16 protein-coding genes are annotated in these 16,863 nt (G+C 68.5%); 8 read left to right on the forward strand and 8 right to left on the reverse strand.

Features of this window, described 5'->3' with window-relative positions; translation table 11 throughout:
- Positions 1–71: 71 nt before the first annotated feature.
- Positions 72–1,565, forward strand: coding sequence for a glucose-6-phosphate dehydrogenase (gene zwf / locus IT780_RS18660; protein ID WP_199512873.1), 1,494 nt, complete (start codon positions 72–74; stop codon positions 1,563–1,565).
- 179 nt (positions 1,566–1,744) lie between these two features.
- Positions 1,745–2,077: an STAS domain-containing protein gene (locus tag IT780_RS18665; RefSeq protein ID WP_199512874.1), complete on the forward strand. Its 333-nt coding sequence runs from the start codon at positions 1,745–1,747 to the stop codon at positions 2,075–2,077.
- A 26-nt stretch (positions 2,078–2,103) separates the two neighbouring features.
- On the opposite strand, the gene IT780_RS18670 is transcribed toward IT780_RS18665, so the two are convergent.
- From IT780_RS18670 to IT780_RS18680, 3 genes are read right to left on the reverse strand one after another with little or no spacing between them, the layout of a single operon-like run.
- The gene (locus tag IT780_RS18670) at positions 2,104–4,110 is read right to left on the reverse strand and encodes a hypothetical protein (RefSeq protein ID WP_199512875.1); all 2,007 of its coding nucleotides are present in this window, start codon (positions 4,108–4,110) and stop codon (positions 2,104–2,106) included.
- A complete protein-coding gene (locus IT780_RS18675) occupies positions 4,107–5,264 on the reverse strand; it encodes a 5'-methylthioadenosine/S-adenosylhomocysteine nucleosidase family protein (RefSeq protein ID WP_307831248.1) in 1,158 nt (385 codons plus the stop codon). Before IT780_RS18675 ends, IT780_RS18670 begins: the two co-directional genes overlap by 4 nt.
- Entirely contained in the window at positions 5,261–5,992 is a 732-nt protein-coding gene (locus IT780_RS18680) for an NUDIX hydrolase (RefSeq protein ID WP_199512876.1), read from the reverse strand. Before IT780_RS18680 ends, IT780_RS18675 begins: the two co-directional genes overlap by 4 nt.
- A 283-nt stretch (positions 5,993–6,275) precedes the next feature.
- Here IT780_RS18680 and mraY point away from each other — a divergent pair, with 283 nt between their 5' ends.
- Positions 6,276–7,379, forward strand: coding sequence for a phospho-N-acetylmuramoyl-pentapeptide-transferase (mraY, locus tag IT780_RS18685; protein ID WP_199512877.1), 1,104 nt, complete (start codon positions 6,276–6,278; stop codon positions 7,377–7,379).
- A 31-nt stretch (positions 7,380–7,410) separates the two neighbouring features.
- Here the strand turns inward: mraY and IT780_RS18690 are convergent, their stop codons facing one another.
- On the reverse strand, positions 7,411–7,785 hold the full coding sequence (locus tag IT780_RS18690; RefSeq protein ID WP_199512878.1) for a VOC family protein: 375 nt from the start codon (positions 7,783–7,785) through the stop codon (positions 7,411–7,413).
- Between the two features lie 473 nt (positions 7,786–8,258).
- On the opposite strand from IT780_RS18690, the gene IT780_RS18695 reads away from it, so the two are divergent.
- The 3 genes from IT780_RS18695 to IT780_RS18705 all read left to right on the forward strand — a co-directional run bounded on the left by IT780_RS18695 (position 8,259) and on the right by IT780_RS18705 (position 9,104).
- Entirely contained in the window at positions 8,259–8,516 is a 258-nt protein-coding gene (locus IT780_RS18695) for a hypothetical protein (RefSeq protein ID WP_199512879.1), read from the forward strand.
- Between the two features lie 79 nt (positions 8,517–8,595).
- A complete protein-coding gene (locus IT780_RS18700) occupies positions 8,596–8,940 on the forward strand; it encodes an ATP-binding protein (RefSeq protein WP_199512880.1) in 345 nt (114 codons plus the stop codon).
- A complete protein-coding gene (locus tag IT780_RS18705; RefSeq protein WP_199512881.1) occupies positions 8,937–9,104 on the forward strand; it encodes a hypothetical protein in 168 nt (55 codons plus the stop codon). The genes IT780_RS18700 and IT780_RS18705 overlap by 4 nt, the downstream gene beginning before the upstream one ends.
- Positions 9,105–9,341: 237 nt before the next feature.
- Here IT780_RS18705 and IT780_RS18710 read toward each other — a convergent pair whose 3' ends face one another.
- Both IT780_RS18710 and IT780_RS18715 read right to left on the reverse strand, forming a co-directional pair.
- Entirely contained in the window at positions 9,342–10,484 is a 1,143-nt protein-coding gene (locus IT780_RS18710) for an MFS transporter (protein WP_199512882.1), read from the reverse strand.
- On the reverse strand, positions 10,484–11,059 hold the full coding sequence (locus IT780_RS18715) for a winged helix-turn-helix domain-containing protein (protein ID WP_199512883.1): 576 nt from the start codon (positions 11,057–11,059) through the stop codon (positions 10,484–10,486). Before IT780_RS18715 ends, IT780_RS18710 begins: the two co-directional genes overlap by 1 nt.
- Before the next feature lie 790 nt (positions 11,060–11,849).
- Here IT780_RS18715 and IT780_RS18720 point away from each other — a divergent pair.
- Together IT780_RS18720 and IT780_RS43480 are read left to right on the forward strand one after the other, a co-directional pair.
- Positions 11,850–13,001 carry an IS110 family RNA-guided transposase gene (locus IT780_RS18720; RefSeq protein WP_199512884.1) on the forward strand — a complete coding sequence of 384 codons (1,152 nt, stop codon included), beginning with the start codon at positions 11,850–11,852 and terminating at the stop codon, positions 12,999–13,001.
- A gap of 154 nt (positions 13,002–13,155) precedes the next feature.
- Positions 13,156–13,581, forward strand: a complete 426-nt coding sequence (locus IT780_RS43480; protein ID WP_233413071.1) for a transposase — start codon at positions 13,156–13,158, stop codon at positions 13,579–13,581.
- A gap of 146 nt (positions 13,582–13,727) precedes the next feature.
- On the opposite strand, the gene IT780_RS18730 is transcribed toward IT780_RS43480, so the two are convergent.
- On the reverse strand, positions 13,728–15,674 hold the full coding sequence (locus IT780_RS18730; RefSeq protein WP_199512885.1) for a PPC domain-containing protein: 1,947 nt from the start codon (positions 15,672–15,674) through the stop codon (positions 13,728–13,730).
- Between the two features lie 125 nt (positions 15,675–15,799).
- Entirely contained in the window at positions 15,800–16,843 is a 1,044-nt protein-coding gene (locus IT780_RS18735; protein WP_199512886.1) for an ROK family protein, read from the reverse strand.
- Positions 16,844–16,863 lie beyond the last annotated feature (20 nt).

Genomic DNA, 16,863 nt, shown 5'->3' on the forward strand with positions numbered 1-16,863 from the left:
ATCCGAGCGGCCCTCGCGCTGCGTAAAGTTCAAACGCAAGCTCACGTACGCGGTCGGAGGAAGACCTGACGATGGAACCCGTTCCCCAGCTCGCACAGGACCGCAACGCCCCGCCCGCCACCCTGGTGATCTTCGGCGCGTCCGGCGACCTGACCCGCCGCAAGCTGCTGCCGGCCGTGGAGAGCCTGGCCCGGCACAACCGCCTCCCCGGCGAGTTCGCGCTCGTGGGCGTGGCCCGCACGCCGATGGAGGACCACCAGTTCGCCGACAGCGCGCTCGGCACCCGCAGCCTGGCGGACAAACCGCAGCTCCAGGGCGGAATCAGGTACGTCTCGGGCGGCTACGACGACCCGGAGACGTACAAGCGCCTCGCCGAGGTGCTCGACGAGCTGGACGCCACCCGTGGCACCTCCGGCAACCGGATCTTCTACCTCTCGACGCCCGCCGAGGCGTTCGAGCCGGTCATCAACGGGCTCGCCGGCGCGGGGCTGAACCACGCCCGCGAGGGCGCGTTCGCCCGGCTGGTCATCGAGAAGCCGTACGGCAAGAGCCTGCAGACCGCCCGCGAGCTGGACGGCATCGTGCACGCGGCGTTCGACGAGCCGCAGGTCTTCCGCATCGACCACTACCTGGGCAAGGACACCGTCCAGAACGTGCTGGCGCTGCGCTTCGCCAACGCGATCTTCCAGCCCATCTGGAACCGCTCCTGGGTCGACCACGTGCAGATCACTGTCGCCGAGACGCTGGGCGTCGGCACCCGCGGCGGCTTCTACGAGCACGCCGGCGCCATGCGCGACATCGTGCAGAACCACGTGCTGCAGGTCCTCGCGCTCGCGCTGATGGAGCCGCCGGCCTCGTTCGACGCCGAAGGGCTGCGCAACGAGAAGGTGAAGCTGCTGCAGGCCATCCGGCTGCCCACCGACCGGGACATCGCCGACCTGGCGGTGCGCGGGCAGTACACCCGGGGCGGCACCCGTGAGGACCTCATGGCCGGCTACCGCGAGGAGGTGGGCGTCGACCCGCTGTCGCGCACGGAGACGTACGCGGCCATGCGGCTCAACGTCGACAACTGGCGCTGGGCGGGGGTGCCGTTCTACGTGCGCACCGGCAAGCGGCTGCCCGCCCGGGTCACCGAGGTCGCGCTGCAGTTCCAGCGGCCGCCGCACCTGCCGATCCCCACCGCGCAGCTCACCGAGCTCGACGCCGACGCGCTGATCCTGCGGATCCAGCCCAACGAGGGCATCTCGCTGCGCTTCGGCGCCAAGGTCCCGGGCCACTCGTTCCGGGTGCGCACGGCCAGCATGGACTTCTCGTACGAGCAGACGTTCCGGGAGGAGTCGCCCGAGGCGTACGAGCGGCTGCTGCTCGACGCCCTGCTCGGCGACCCCACGCTGTTCATCCGCAGCGACGAGGTCGAGCAGTGCTGGCGCATCGTCGACCCGATCATCGAGCACTGGTCCAACGACCAGTCCCCGATCCCGACGTACGAGGCGGCCTCCTGGGGCCCCACGGACGCCGACCGGCTCATCGGCCGCAGCGGCCGCAAGTGGCGCAACGAGCTCTGACGCCGTACAACCGCACGCCGGCCGGGTCTCGCGAGTCGAGGCCCGGCCGCTGCGCGTGGCGGGCACCGTCGACTGAATTCGCCCATGCGGGGGACCTCGCCTAGGGTGGAGACACCACCGCCGCCCGACACCCGACCCGGCTGACCCCTGCCCGCCCCACGACGAAAGCGACACCCCCCATGCAGGTCTCGGTCGCGCACCACCCGCCGAACACCGCCGTCCTGACCCTGCGCGGCTCCCTCGACATCGACACCGCGCCCTCGCTGAAGGCCAACCTCGGCCGGCTTGTCGAGCGGCCCACGCCCCGCGTCGTCGTGGACCTCTCGGGCCTCGACTTCTGCGACTCCATGGGCGTCGGCGTGCTGGTCACGGCCCACGGCCGGGCGATGGAACGCGGCGGCTGGGTCCGCCTGGCCGCGCCGTCGGGCTTCCTGCGCCGGCTGCTCGACACCCTGGGCCTCACCGACTACCTGTCGCTGCACGCCGACGTGGAGACCGCGCTCAAGGACTGACGGGTCGTGGCCACCGCTCCGGCCGCTCAGTCGAGCGTGACCTCGGCCGCCACGACAAGGTGGGCGAGCCCTTCTCGTTCCCGTTCACGCTCGTAGCGGATCCACTGCTTACCCTCGGCTGCGATGCCCTCAAGAACATGAAGCGTGTTGCCGAGCCCGGCAGCGTCCAGCGTGACCCGGGAGATCGTCCGGTTGTCCTCGCCGGGCCCCACCGTCTGGGGCGGCGGTCCCGTCACGGCTACCTTGACGGACTGGTTGTCAAGCAGGGTGAGTTCGAGGGTCTTCTGGCCGTCGTCCGCATCGATGACGTGGACCGCCGCCACCGCGTCGTAGCGGTAGTTCATCCGCTCACGGTCATGGAACCGACCCGTCTCGAAGTTCAGGGTGACGCTCATCTGCCGAACGCCGTCGGCCGACAGAAGAAAGATCAACAGCCGGTACCGCGAGTACCGCATCGGCCCCTTCGGCACCCTTGCCCGCTCGTACGCGCCTGACGGAGGCGCCTCGATGAAGGCGTGCGCGATGATGTCATGCGGAGCGAGCCGATAGTGCTGCATCGCCTCCTCGATCAACGCCTTGTGGTCGCTGTCCAGCCACTGTGCCATTTCGGCGTCGCTGGGGCGGGACTCCAGCTTGCGCGACCACCGCCGATATGCCGCGACACGAGCTTCGTACGATTCTTCGGCCTCGGCCTGCTCCGCGGCGAAACGAAGCCTCTCCAGGAGGATGCCGGCCCAACCACGCACGGCGAACGTACCGCCTGCCAGCGCGATGATGGTGGACCCTGCAGCGGCGAATGGTCGCACCTGCATCGCGTTCCACAGAAGGCCCGGAATGACCACCACGAGCACGACAATGCTCGTGGCCAGAGCTGCGTCGACCGCTACGGGAACTTGCAGCCGCCGCCGGTAGCCGTACAGCTCGCCGGCGAGCCACTGCCTCTTGACGTCGGCAGCGAGGAATCGCACGAGCCACGCCACTCGCTTCGCCGGAACCCGTGACTCCCGGTAGATTTCCACAATTTCGTCGCGCAGCTTCTGGCGGAAACCTCGCGTCAGCTCGAGCCAGTCCCTGCGATCAACGCCGTCCGGCACATACCTGCCGAAGTAGGAGCGGAATTGCCGATCGATGTCGGATGCGAACCTGTACCGGCGCGGCGTGTCCCCCTCGGTGACTGCTCCCGAGAGTCGCCGCTCTTCCGTTCGAAGTCGGCGCATAAGGTGCCTCCGGTGCAGCCCCGCCACGGCGGCGAGATACCCGGCGCCAACGGCGATCAGTAGTCCACCTAGCGTCCACGACCACGTCTGCTGCCAGCTCAGAGTCACAAGGAATCCCGCAAAGAACAGAAACACCACCGCCGTTGCGCCCGCACGAATCCGGTCACCCAGGCGGGTACGGACGGGCGCCGGCCATCTCACCCGCGGACCGGCCGGCTCCGGCTGGAAGAAGCGCCAGACGCGGTTCTGCCGGTCGTCCTGCCATCGTTGCTCACGAGCCGCATCGAAGGCTCGTTGCCACGTCCAGTCCTGATGCGGGCCGGCGAGGAACACCTCCAGGTTGCGCAGGACCGCCTCTCGTTGCTCCCGGCCCAGCCCGTCGAAATCCTTGACGATGGCCTGGAGGTCCTCCGTACCCGGCGAGGACAACGACTCCAAAAGCCTGTTGATGACGTGGATCGCATCGGTCCACCGGTCTCGAGGCTGATCGGCTGTCCACTCCCGGGCCGTCCGCAGGATCGACAGATCCTCCGTCGACAGGTGCTGCAGGGTTCGCCCGCTCAGCAGGGCGAGCATGAGATAAAAGTAAGATTCGCTGCTGGCGTGACCGGCCATGACCGCGCTCTCGATGAGCCGCCGGGCTTCGGACGGTACGCCGGCATGCAGATACCTCACCCCGACGGTGAATCTGCGCTCCGGCGAATCGGCATCCGACACCTGATAGATGGTGACCCCGCCGTGGACAGTGTCCGCCTGCACACCGACGACGGCGGAATCGTGCGCCTCGTTCACCGTTTTCGGGCCGGCGTGCGTCATGACATGCCCTTGAGCGTCGCAATGATCGCTGTGACCTTGGCAGCCAGTTCTGTCCAGTCCAGGAGAAGCCCGCGCAGTCGCTTCAGGGCGATGAAGGTCTGATTGCGTGACTGCTCGCCCGACGGCGACGGCGCGCCGGTAATTGTGTCCAGTTCCCGCTCTGCCGCTTGGAAGGTGTCGCTGTCCACCTGCCCAGCAGCTCGCATTTCGACGAGCTCCTCGCGCAGCTGGGCAACTTGCGCCAGGAGAGCCGAGGGGACATCCGGTCGGGGCTGCACGATTGAGATGCCACCGTGCACGACGCCGGCTTGCACTCCCACCTGAGCGTTGCCCTTGGCCGTGTTCCTGACCGTCCGCGTCATCGTCGTGTCGTCCTTCCGTCCGGGAATGCCGGGTTGGAGTTTCTGCCGACGAGTGATCTCCTCGGCCAGGGCCATCGCGAACGCCGCGGCGTGTGCGGCCGCACGGGGTTGCCAGTTCGCTCCGTCGGTGCTCGCCTTTGTACCGTCGGCGCGGTCGCTGATCCCTCGGACCACGACCGCCGGCAGGGACCGGTTGAGGTGGGCTGCCTGCGCCAGGCCCGCTGCCTCCATCTCGATCGCAATTGCGTCGTTGTACGTTGAGCGGACCCAGGCGGCATGCGCTGAGGTGGCGGAGTCCTGCACCACTTCGCCCGCGGCGACCGGCCCGAACCGGACCCGGGGCTGCGGCTCTCCCGGCGGCAGTCGGCGGGACCAGGCCGACGTACGGTCCAGATGATGCGCCAGCTGGTCGTACTCGTGAGGGATCTCCCAGACCCGTGGTCTTGCTTTGAAGCCGTCGTCCTGGCTGGTGCCGCCGTGATACGCGTAGACGTGACTCGCCACCACCACGTCCCCGAGATTCACGTCTGGCCAGAGGGCGCCGGCCACTCCGACGAACAGGACCGCCGGCGGGTCGAAGGCGGCCATCGCGCGCTCGGCGAGGACCGCAGAATGGTGGTTTCCTTTCCCGACCAGGCTCAATGCAACGGTGCACCCGGTCCGGCCGAGCCGGCCCACTTCGAACAGCGTTCCCATCGGATGCCTGTACTCGGTCACGTCCCGGAGGTGTTCACGGACGGCGCGATATTCCAGGTTCAGCGCGGTCAGCACGACGATCGGACGATGTTTCACGACGGGCTCCCCTCCCGCACCAGAGCCTGGGCCGAACGAGCCATCGGGGGATACAGCTGCCGCCCGGGGCCGGCCCGGAACGTCTTGGCCGGTCGCCCGTTGCCGGTACGCCGCAAGGGCCCGGCCTCGACGATGAACCCCGGCGTGTTCTGCACTTTTCGATAGAAGTTGCGAGGGTCGAGCCGGACACCCCAGACAGCCTCGTACACCTGCTGCAGTTCAGAGATCGTGAATGTCTCCGCGCAGAACGCGGTGGCCAGGGAGGAGTGCTCCAGCTTCGACCGCGCCCGCTCGACGCCGTCCCGCACGATGCTCAGGTGATCGAACGCGAGGGCCACCGACCCGGCGACAACGAGGTCGACCGGAGTCCATTGCGCTCCGACGGCATCGGTGCCGGCCTCGGGGTCCGGGAGCTCGGGCGCGATGGCCAGGTGAGCGACCGACACCACACGTCCTCGAGGGTCGCGGCCCGGTTCGCCGTACACCCCCAACAGCTCCAGATGCGGAACGTCTGCGAGGGCCGCCTCCTCGGCGAGCTCCCGACGAGCCGCGGCGAGGATGTCCTCTCGATCGTGCGCCAGGAAGCCGCCGGGCAAGGCCCAAGACCCGCGGAAAGGGTCGATTCCGCGGCGGATCAGCAGGACGTGGAGGGCGGACCGGCGCAGCGTCAGGATCACAAGGTCCACCGCGAGAAGGACGCGGGGCGCCTGCCATTGATCGTCGCTCATAAATGTAAGGTAGCTTCTTGTCACCCTGACAAGAAGGGTTGGGAGGTGTCACTTTTCAGCGGTTCCCCGAGTCACAGTCCTGTCGGGTGACTGGCTGCTAGAACCGCACGGGACCGATCCAGCCCGGCTCGCCGAGCGCCTTGAACTTCGCGTCGTCGTGGGACTGTGGCTGCGTGGAGACCGCGCTCAAGGACTGAGGAACCGGGGGTCCGGGCGGCGGCGGCCGCCGCCGGATGGCAGGATCGTGCCCCGTGAATGATCCGGATCTTGTGGAGGCCCGCCCGTGAGGGCGGTCATCGTCGCGGCCGCGGTCGCGTTCATCGTCTCGCTGTTCGTCACACCGGTCGCGATCCGGGTCTTCAGCGCGCTCAAGGCCGGGCAGCCGATCCGCGCCCTCGGGCTCGCCTCGAACGAGGGCAAGAAGGGCACCCCGGCGATGGGGGGCGTCGTGTTCATCCTGGCGACGCTCGTGGCGTACGTCGCGGGGCACGTCGCGCTGATCACGCTGCCGGAGCGGCAGATCGCCCAGGAGAAGCCGACGATGACGGCCCTCGTCCTGCTCGGACTGTTCGTCTCGTGCGGGGCGGTCGGCTTCGTCGACGACCTCCTCAAGGTCCGCAAGCGCAACTCCGACGGCGTGTCCGCCCGGGGCAAGCTGCTCGGCCAGGCGGTCATCGGCATCGGGTTCGGCATCGCCGCGCTCTCCGTGGCGAGCACCGGCGGCCAGACCGTCATCAGCGAGAACGTCTCGTTCATCCGGGACATCGGCTGGCTGGACGTCGGCAAGGTCGGCGCGGTGATCGCCTTCGTCTTCGTGATCACGGCGATGTCCAACGGCGTCAACCTCACCGACGGCCTCGACGGGCTGGCGACCGGCGCGTCGACGCTGGTGCTCGGCGCGTACGCGCTGATCGGGTACTGGCAGTACCGGCACTGGTGCGCCGACGAGATGTACGCCCGCGCGAACGAGTACTGCTACCAGACCCGCGACCCCCTCGAGATCGCGATGATCGCCGCCGCGGCCGCCGGCGCCTGCGTGGGCTTCCTGTGGTGGAACACGTCCCCGGCCCGCATCTTCATGGGCGACGTGGGCGCGCTCGGGCTCGGCGCCCTGATCGGCGGGCTCGCGGTGGCGACCCGCACCACGCTGCTCTCGATCCTGATCGGCGGTCTCTTCTTCATCATCACGATCACCTGGGTGATCCAGATCGTCTCCTACCGGACCACCGGCCGGCGGGTCTTCCGGATGGTGCCGCTGCACCACCACTTCGAGCTGGCCGGGTGGAGCGAGGTCAACATCGTGGTGCGGTTCTGGACCGTGGCCGGCGTCTGCGTGGCCGCCGGCCTCGGCCTCTTCTACTCGGACTTCCTGGCGGCCACCGGGTAGGGCCACGGCCGTGGCCCCACCCGGGACTGCCCTACAGGTACGGCCGGGTGATCAGCTCGATGGCGTGACCGGAGGGGTCCTTGAAGTAGACGCCCCGGCCGCCGTGCTCGTGGTTGATCTCGCCCGGGCGGCGCATCTGCGGATCGGCCCAGTGCACGACGCCGCCGTCCCGCAGCCGCCGCAGCGCCCGGTCGAACAGGTCGTCGTCCAGCAGGAACGCGTAGTGCTGCATCTGGATCTCGACCGGCGGCTCGGCGAACTGCAGCAGCACGCCGTCGCTGAGCTGGATGTTGGTGAAGACACCCCAGGACGGGGCCTCCGGGACCTCGAGCAGGTCCCGGAAGAAGCGGGCCGACTCGGCCCGGTCCTTCGACGCGATGATGGTGTGGTTGAACGTGACTGTCACTGATGAACCTCGCTGATGGTCTCGGTACGACGATGGACGCTCGGTGCTCGAAGCACCGGAGGTCCTCGCGCCCGTCCTGCCGTCAGCGGTCCACCGGAGAGCCCGTCCGTGAATGGCGTATCGCCGGCCCGGTGTTCACGGAGGTCACCTTAGCTTGCCGGTTAACCTCCCGCTCCACCGCCGGCGTCGCTGCGGAGAGTTCGCTGCGTCGTCAAGGGTGACGACGGTGCACGTCGGCCACGCGCTGGGCACAGGCAGCGATTGGACCCAGCGCGCCTTGTCTGCGGCATGACAGTGCGAAGCTTGGAAAGGGCCGCGCCGCGGCCCCGAGACTGGGCAGGAGCCGGCAATGTTCCGAAGTCCTGCACCCCGTGTCTGGGGGAACCGACGGCCGCAGCCTCACGACGAGCGGAGACGCAGTGGGCCCTGAAGAAAACACCTATGTGCGGGATCAGAATGCTCGAGTAGACCCGATGCTCACACTCGGGACGATCACCGTCGCCGGCCTGCGGTCCATCCTCGCCGATCTGCCAGACGAGGCCATCGTTGTCGTCGCAAGCGACGGAGCGGGTGGAGTCGACTGTCTGCCACTGGCCGACGTGGAGGAGGTCTGGTACTTCCCAACTGCCGGCGAGTCCGCTCCGCTCGGGCGCGACGGCGATGGCAACGTCCACGAGCCCGGCTCCCGTGACCTGTACGCGGTGTTGCTACGCCCGGCTGACCGCCGCTGACCGGTGCCCTTAGCGCCCATTATCGGCGGCAGGAGAGTACGTGACAGCGACGCATGATCGTCCATGAAAGACTGGGTTGATGAAGAACCTGGTCATCGTCGGCGGCACGATGGGGGTCGGCAAGACCGCGACCTGTCGCGAACTGCAGGAGATACTCCCACGGAACGTATTTCTCGACGGTGACTGGTGTTGGGACACGCGTCCGTTCGTCGTCACGGAGGAGACGATACGGATGGTGGAGAGCAATATTGCTCACTTGCTCAACGGGTTCCTCGACTGCTCGGAGTTCGACAACGTCATCTTCTGCTGGGTGCTCCATGAGCAGCGGATACTGGACGATCTTGTAGCGAATCTGAATCATGGAGACTGCACGGTCCACAGTTTTCGCTCGTCAGCAATGAGGAGGCCCTGTCGGAAAGATTGAGCCGCGACATCGCAGCCGGAAAACGAAGACCGGAAATTATTGAGCTCAGCCTGGCGCGCCTGCCGCTATATGATGAGCTCGACGCCATCAAGATTGATGTAACTAATATCTCGCCGGCCGACGCGGCAACTCGGATCAAGAACTGCCTGAAGGCCTGTGAGTGAGCGCACCCGACCGTACGGCTGAATCGCGCAACAGCGAGCCCGGCAGCCAGCCACTGCCCGGCTGGCCCGCAGTCCAAGCGCTCACTGTCGGCGGCTACTTGAGTGCGCGTCGGCGGAGTCATCGTCAGGTACAGCGTTCTTAGGGGCGTTGCTGGTCGCGCAGCGTTCAGTGGTGGCGAGGGATGTGGTGGGTGTTGCTCGCAGTCCTGCGATGAACATCGCCGCGCCCGCGCTCGCCTAGGCCGCGATGGTGGCGAAAACTGGGCGTGTACCGGCGAATTGCAGGGCGGGGCCCACGGATACGGAAGCGACGAAGCCGGCCAGGTTTTCGGTGGTCGTGACGGCGGCCAGAACGTGCGGTCTGCGGTCAGGTGCGGTACGCAACGTGAAGCGCGTGATCAGCGTCGCCGCGAGTATTGGCGTGGCCAGGCCGGTCAGGAACAATCCGATGGCCACGATGACCGGCCGTTGGGCGAGGAGCAGCCACAGCGGCAGGGCGAGCAACGCCGCAGCCGTGGTGAGGGCGGCAATGCCCATCCGGCTCAGCGCGGTGATCGCGACCAGGCTGCCGAGCGCAAGGCCGGCACCGTTGGTCGCCGTGAGCAGCCCTAACGTGCGGGGATCACCGCCGAGGTTGTTCAGGACCAGCACGGGCAGGCAGAGGAAGACTGCCGGGACTGCGAGTGTCACAAGGGCCAGTGCGGCGCCGAGGAGACGCAGGGCCGGGTCGCCCAGCACGTCGCGAAAGCCGCTGCCGCTCGCAGGGGTTGTCCGCTCGCTCGTGGCGGGCCGCCCGGCGCGGGGTCGCACGAAGACGAGCACGATGATGAAGGACACCAGATATGTCGCGGCGTCGATCCAGAGGACCTCTGACGGGCCGAGCAGCGCGATCAGCACGCCTCCGACCGCGGGGCCGGCAAGCGCGGCGAACCTGGTTGCGCCGTCGATGAGGCTGTTGGCGCGGCCAAGGAGCCTTTCATCGGTGCCCCGCACCGGCCCCAGCAGTTCGGGAAGGATCAGCCGTTGCGACGACACATACGGCGTGGTGAACACGCCGAGCCCGAACGACACCGCGAGCAGGACCGGCAGGCTCAGTCCACCGGCCAGGTGCAGCAGCGGTATCGACGCCATCAACGGCCCGCGGGCCGCATCGCCGATCAGCATGGTTCGCCGCGCGCCCAGTCGAGCGATCAGCTTGCCGCTGGGCAGTCCGAGGGCCACCACGCCCACGAACTCGGCGGTCAGCACCAGGCTCATCTTCACCGGCGATCCGGTGGTGATCAGCACGAACCACGGGAGCGCCAGAATGGTCAACCAGGACCCGAACGTGGACAGCAGCTTCGCGGTGAACAGCGCCAGCAGGCCGGGTGTGCGCAGCATCAGCTGGGACCGTCGTAGGTCGGAACGGCATAGGCGAAGAAGGCGACCTGGCGGGCGCCCCGTTTGCGGGGCCGGGCGGGGTCCGTGTACTCCGCGATGACGGCTTTGATCCGCTCGGTCGCTTCGGTAAGTTCGTCGGGGTCGAGGTAGCCCATGTCCTCGCCGAGCCAGGCGGCTTCCCGCCAGGTCACATCGAACTCGTCCTCGTGACGCTGGAATTCGTCGAGGGCGGCGAGTCGGTGGGCTATGAAGTGCTCGCGCAGTGCTCGGGAAGCGGCCGCGAACTCCGGCGAGCCGTCCCCGGTCGCGGTCCAGGTGATCCCGCGGCTGGTGGCCTGCCACGGTCGCTCGCGCCCACGCGCCAGATGGAGGGCCGGCTCGACAAGGCCCCATTTCGCCAGTTGGCCGACGTGATAGCTGACCGATGCCGTCGACTCGCCGGTCAGATCCGCCAGCCTTCTACCGGTCGCTGGACCATCCACGGTCAGCAGTTCGAGCAACTTGAGTCGAATCGGATGGGCCAGCGCGCGCAAGGCCTGAGGGTCGGTGATCTGCTTCCGATGCTGAGCGGCCACTTAGCCAAGGTATGTTGGCCAAGGACTCTTGGTCAAGGCCGCGTGCTCCAGGCCGCCAGGGCGCGTGGCGTCGTCGAAACGATGCTGCCGGTGAGCCGAGCACTGCTGGGGAAGGCGGGCGGTGGTGGCGACTTCGAAGCGAGAGTTGTTCACGGCTCCCCGCGATGTAGCGAGGCGGGAGCCACGTTCACCCCGAACGCCGCGGTGACCGGCGCTCATCCACGGCCCCGCGAACGCCGCCCAGGCCGCGCGATATCCGCCGCAGATGAGCGCACCTCTTGCTGGGCCATTCCCTTTGTCTGGGTCGGCCATGTCGCCGGCTGGCTCGGGCCTGACGCGAGCTTCTGGGTTCTCTGCGCGCCGCTGCCGATGGGTGTCCTTGCCGTCACGTTGTTCGGGCCACGTGAGGCTCCGAATCTGCACAAACGGTAGATGGGGTGCCGCCCCGTGGCTGGCGGAGGCAAGATCTGCGGGGCCGTTGGATAAGAAGAATCCGCGCTTAGCGGCGCCGCCGCGCGTCCACACCTCCTATGCGATAGTTCCGGGTGCGCCACGCACTCATCTCGGCTACTTGTTGACTGGTGGCACAACCGCGCCCGGCCAGGCATGGTCGAGGTGACCGGCGGAGTCGCTCTCAATTCGGCTGCCTACCCGCGTCTTGGTGTGGCTCAGATTTGGCATGCGCCTGCCGGTCACCGCGGCGCGGAGAGGCTCGAGAGGGGTCTGCCCAGCTCAAAGTAGCGGTGCTCTCCTCGCCGGCAGTCCTGTCGGGATCGAGGAAGGAAACGGCATGGCCCGGGTCGTCATCGGTGTGGATCCGCACAAGCGCTCCGCCACCATCGAGATCATCAACGAGCGTGAGCAAGCCGTCGGTCAAGGCCGCTTCGGCACCGACCGTGACGGCTACAAAGCCATGCTGGCCGCCGGCCGTCAACACAACGACCGGGTGTGGGCGGTCGAGGGCTGCAACGGCATCGGCCGGCACGTCGCCCAACGCCTGGTCGCCGACGGCGAGACCGTACTGGACGTCCCAGCGAAGCTGTCCGCCCGGGCCCGGGTCTTCGCCACCGGCCAGAGCCGCAAGACCGACCCGGTCGACGCCCGCAGCGTCGCCGTGGTCGCTCTGCGCACCGACGGCCTGCGGCAAGTCGTCGTGGACGACACCACAGTGGCGTTGCGGCTGCTGGTCGACCGCCGTGACCAACTCGGCCGCGCCCGCACCGAGACCGTCAGTCGACTGCACCACCTGCTGCTCGAGCTCGTTCCCGGCGGCGCCAAGAAGTTCCTGTCCGCGCAGCAGGCCCGCGCACTTCTGAACACCGTGCGCCCCCGTGACGTCGTCGGCAAGACCCGCCGGTGGCTGGCCTCTGAACTGATCCACGAACTCACCGTGATCGACAAGAAGATCGAAATCGCCAACGCCGAACTCACCGATCTGGTCCACAGCACCGGCAGCACCCTGCAGGAACTGAACGGCATCGGCCCATCCGGCGCCGCCCGCCTGCTCGGCGACATCGGTGACATCGGCCGGTTCACCAGCCGCGCCCACGTCGCATCCTGGAACGGCACCGCTCCGCTGGACGCATCGTCCGGCGACCAGAACCGGCACCGACTCTCCCGCGCCGGCAACCGGCGCATCAACCGCGTTTTGCACATCATGGCCGTCGTTCAACTTCGCCGTGACACCGAAGGCCGCGCCTACTACCGGCGCAAACTCGCCGCCGGCAAGACCCCGATGGAAGCCATGCGCTGCCTCAAACGGCGACTGTCCGACATCGTCTACCGGCAGATGCTCGCCGACGCCAAGCGGCTTACGACGGGCCCGGGAGGACACGTGGGGGCGACTCTGCAATCCAGCGCGGCCGATCAAATCCCCATGATCGGCACTTCGGAGAAGTCACTCCCGGACCCGCCAACCCACAGCCTAAAACAGCCCTCATGATCAACACTTGACTTAGAGGGGTGCCAGATCCGTGTACCCGTCAAGTCTGTCTCCCAGCCGGATGCCGTGACTCGAGCATCATGCGGTGCCTACGTAATTGACGCTTCGGCAAGCTCAGCCTTGTCCGCAGCTACCGATAATCGTTGTGGCGGCCATGGCCGACCGAGCAGAAGCGATCGGTGTGTTGGCGGATTTCCGTGAGGAGCTCTACCGATGCGTGACCCGGCGGGCGGACGCCTTGTTCGAGCTGACCGACGCGCTGCTGTGCACCGACGGTCCGGTCAAGACCCTGGTCGGGTTGTTCCTGGCTCCGGAGCACCGACGTGGCCACGGCGCGTTGTATGAAGCGCTCAACCACGGCCGCATCGACGTGGAACGCCGAGCCGGCAGCTGGCCGGCTTGCCGTTCCGAGGACGGCGGACGGCCGCCTGGTACCCGCTCGCCCCGGCCCGAGTGCGGCGGGGGTTTCGGAACCTGCGCGCGACCGGCGTCTCGCCAGCGCGTGCACCTGAACCGAGCAAACCCGGTCCCGGGCCGCCCGGCTCTCGCAATCGGCACACCGCAACCCGCTATGACGTAGGACTCGTACCGGTCACCGGCCAGGCCATCAACGACCGGCCCACCAGAAGAAGGACACCAAACGCCAGCGTACGGGTTGAAGCGTAAGCTCGCCGAACGCGAAGGCGCCCCGGGGAACCCCCGGGGCGCCGTGCGTGCGCGGACCGATCAGCTGGTGAGGCCGAAGACGATCCGGCCGAGCGTGTCCTCCGTACCGATGAAGCCTTCCGCCGGGCTGAACCGGTCGTCGCCGAAGTCCACGTCCGCGTCGTCCGCCGTGCCGCCGATGCCGTCCGGCCCGACGCCGAAGAGCACGTCGAAGTTGGCGCCGCCGGAGTCCATCAGGTTGGGCACGTCGTCGGAGTTGTCGGTGTGCCAGTCGCCGAAGAAGTGGCCCGCCTCGTGCGAGGTCACGTTCGCGATCGCCTGGCTGACGAAGGCGACCCGGTCACTGGCGTCGGTCAGGTACGTGTTCAGCGAGGCCGGCCCGCCCGCCGGGTCGCTCAGCACGTCCTGCAGCACCAGGGCGGTCTCCTCGGTCTCGAAGTTGCCCGGGTCGATGCTCTGCGCGATGCCGATCGTGCTGACGCCGGACTCCTCGATCGTGCCGCCGATGACGATGCGGCTGACGTTCTTCTGGCCCCACGGGTCCGCGTCGTCCTTGCTGTTCAGGATCTTCAGCTTGAACCGGCTGTTGAGGCCGCTGTCGATGAGGTCCTGCTTCAGGTTCTCGGTGACGCCCGCGACGATCCGGTCGATCACCTCGTCCTCCTGCGCCCGGGTGAGGCCCCAGCGCGCCAGGAACGCCGAGAACGGGCTCAGCGTGACGTTGCCCGTACCGTCGAAGATGCCGGTGTTGACCCGGGCCCCGTCGAAGTCGAGGAACAGCGTCTGGTTGGGCCGCGTGCCCTGCAGCGGCGGCCGGTACGCCTCCACCGTGATGTCGTAGCTGCCGCTGCCCTCGGCGACGCCGACGTAGTGCCAGCCCGCCTTGGTCGCGACGTAGTCGGTGGCCGCGTTGCCGCCGCCCGGCAGCTTGGAGTCCACCGGGTAGATGAACGTGGCGTCCTGGTTGGACCCGTGCACCTCACGCGGCACGGTGTCGTACACCGTCAGGTACGACGGCGAGCCCTTGACCGAGGCGCCGAGCACGTCACCGGGCTTGAGCTTGACGGCGAAGAAGTCCCGGTCGGCGGCGGCCGCCGAGATCGTCACCGTGTACGGGCCCTCGCCCGCCCCGCCGTCACCGCTGGCCGGGTCGAACGGGTCGGCCGGCAGCCCGCTGTACGACGCGACGACGGCGTAGTACGTGCCCGCGGCGGGCACCGAATACGTCAGGCGGCTGTCGAAGTCGGGGCCGGAGTCGTCGTCGGAGGCGACCGGCGTGCCGTCGGCGGTGTAGAGCACGACGATCGTGTCGAGGTCGCCGGTCGGCGTGGCGGTGGCGACCGTGACGGTCTGGCCGGCGGCCGCGGTGAGCTTGTAGAAGTCGAAGTCGTTGGTGCCCGTGCCGGCGGAGCCGTGCGGGCCGTCACCGATCTCGGCCGACGTGACGATCGCCCGGCGGCTCCCGCCGATGCCGGTGTCGCCGGCGAGCGGGATGGAGCCGTCGTCCTCGGGCGTGGCCGCCCGGGTGACCGGCGTGACCGACTCGTTGTCGAGCGAGCCGAGGATGCGGATCGCCGGGTTCTGGCCGGAGCCGGTGCCGAAGATCGAGATCCGCTGCGCGTTCGCGGGGGTCTCGTTGGAGCCGAGCGTGCCGTCCGGCTCGTCCTCGTCCACCACGGCGGCGGCGGCCTTCGCCGCGGCCGAGGGCGCCCCCTGCGCCTTCAGCCGGGCCGCGGCCTTCGCGGTGGCCTGCTTGTTCAGGTACGCCGCCCAGCTGCTGTAGTCGGCCTTGCTCGCGTCGGGCAGCAGCGAGAGGAACGGGTTCGGGCCGGCGGGCTTCTTGCCCGGGGCGGCCTTCGGAGCCACCGGGAGCCCGGCGGTCAGTGAGGCCTGGTCGGCGGGGCTGAGCCCCGGCTCGGACGGGTTCGGAGCGGCGTGTGCCACGCCCGGCAGGAGGGTTGCCAGGCCGAGCACGACCGCACCGACGGTCGCGATGCTTCGTCGCATCAGGTATCCCCCTTCAGCGCGTCCGGGGCCCCCGCCACGGACGGCAAGGGGGACGCTACTGAAGAGGGTGATCAATATCTAGGGCGATCGATAAGGCTTAACAGGTGTGTGTCCCCTTCGGGCAATCACTGCGGCGGCACGGTCTCCAGCGCCGCCACCGCCGCACCGCGGGCGCCGGCCATGTCCAGGTCCGGCACCAGGGCGAACGTGGCCGCGGCCTGCTGCTCGCGGCGCAGTTTGGTGTGCTCACGGACGGTGTTGAGGAACCACTGTCGGAAATGCGGCGCCGCCTCCACCACGCCCCCGCCGAGGAAGTACGCGGACGGGTCGGTGAAGTTGGCCGCGATGGTGAACAGCTTGCCGATGGCCTTGGCCTGCTGGCCGAAGACCGCGAGGGCCAGCGGGTCGTCCTTCTCGCCGTACCCGCGCAGCATCTTCGCCGCCTTGCCGATCGGCTCGGCGGCGAGCGGGTGATCGGGATAGCGCGACAGCCAGTACGGCAGGAGGTTCTTGGTGATGCCGGTCAGCGAGGCGATGCTCTCGACGTCGCCCTCGAACCCGCAGTTGCACACCGGGATCGGCTGGCCCTGCTCGAGCACGTCCTGCAGCGGGATCTGCACGTGCCCGAGCTCGCCGGCCATGCCCGCGGCCCCGCTGACGACCTTGCCCCACTCGACCACGCCGCCGCCCAGCCCGGTGCCGACGATCGCGGCGACCGAGGAGCGGTGTGCGGCGTCCGCGCCGAAGTGGCGGTGGTGGGCGTACAGGGCCGCCGCGTTGGCGTCGTTGTTGTAGACCACCGGCAGGCCGATGCGGGCCTCGAGCGCGCCGCGGATGTCGAAGCCGTGCCAGGACACCTGGGAGAAGTTCGTCGAGCCCTTGGACGAGATCACGCCGTCGGCGCTGGCCGGGCCCGGGGTGTCCAGGCCGACCGCGCGGACCAGGCTCGACGGGGTGCTGGTGAGCGTGAGGATGCCGGTGAAGGCCTCGGCGAGGGCCTCGACCGCCGACTCCGGCCCGTCCTGCACCCGGCTCGGGTTCTCCACGAGCCGGTCGACGAGGAACTGGCCCGTCGCGTCCAGCACCGTCGCGTTGTTGCAGGTGCCGCCGTTGTCGAGCCCCACCACGACCCAGGACGCGGGGGTCCGTACCGCATCGATGTGATCCACGAGCCGAGCGTACGTCCGCG

The sequence above is a fragment of the Nucisporomicrobium flavum genome (assembly GCF_016464385.1).
Lineage (GTDB): Bacteria > Actinomycetota > Actinomycetes > Mycobacteriales > Micromonosporaceae > Actinoplanes > Actinoplanes flavus_A.

Bases quoted from the DNA above. Each gene is read 5' to 3' on its own strand.
- zwf (WP_199512873.1), top strand. From the start codon at position 72: ATGGAACCCGTTCCCCAGCTCGCACAGGACCGCAACGCCCCGCCCGCC.
- IT780_RS18665 (WP_199512874.1), top strand. From the start codon at position 1,745: ATGCAGGTCTCGGTCGCGCACCACCCGCCGAACACCGCCGTCCTGACC.
- IT780_RS18670 (WP_199512875.1), bottom strand. From the start codon at position 4,110: ATGACGCACGCCGGCCCGAAAACGGTGAACGAGGCGCACGATTCCGCC.
- IT780_RS18680 (WP_199512876.1), bottom strand. From the start codon at position 5,992: ATGAGCGACGATCAATGGCAGGCGCCCCGCGTCCTTCTCGCGGTGGAC.
- IT780_RS18695 (WP_199512879.1), top strand. From the start codon at position 8,259: ATGCTCACACTCGGGACGATCACCGTCGCCGGCCTGCGGTCCATCCTC.
- IT780_RS18700 (WP_199512880.1), top strand. From the start codon at position 8,596: ATGAAGAACCTGGTCATCGTCGGCGGCACGATGGGGGTCGGCAAGACC.
- IT780_RS18710 (WP_199512882.1), bottom strand. From the start codon at position 10,484: ATGCTGCGCACACCCGGCCTGCTGGCGCTGTTCACCGCGAAGCTGCTG.
- IT780_RS18720 (WP_199512884.1), top strand. From the start codon at position 11,850: ATGGCCCGGGTCGTCATCGGTGTGGATCCGCACAAGCGCTCCGCCACC.
- IT780_RS43480 (WP_233413071.1), top strand. From the start codon at position 13,156: ATGGCCGACCGAGCAGAAGCGATCGGTGTGTTGGCGGATTTCCGTGAG.
- IT780_RS18730 (WP_199512885.1), bottom strand. From the start codon at position 15,674: ATGCGACGAAGCATCGCGACCGTCGGTGCGGTCGTGCTCGGCCTGGCA.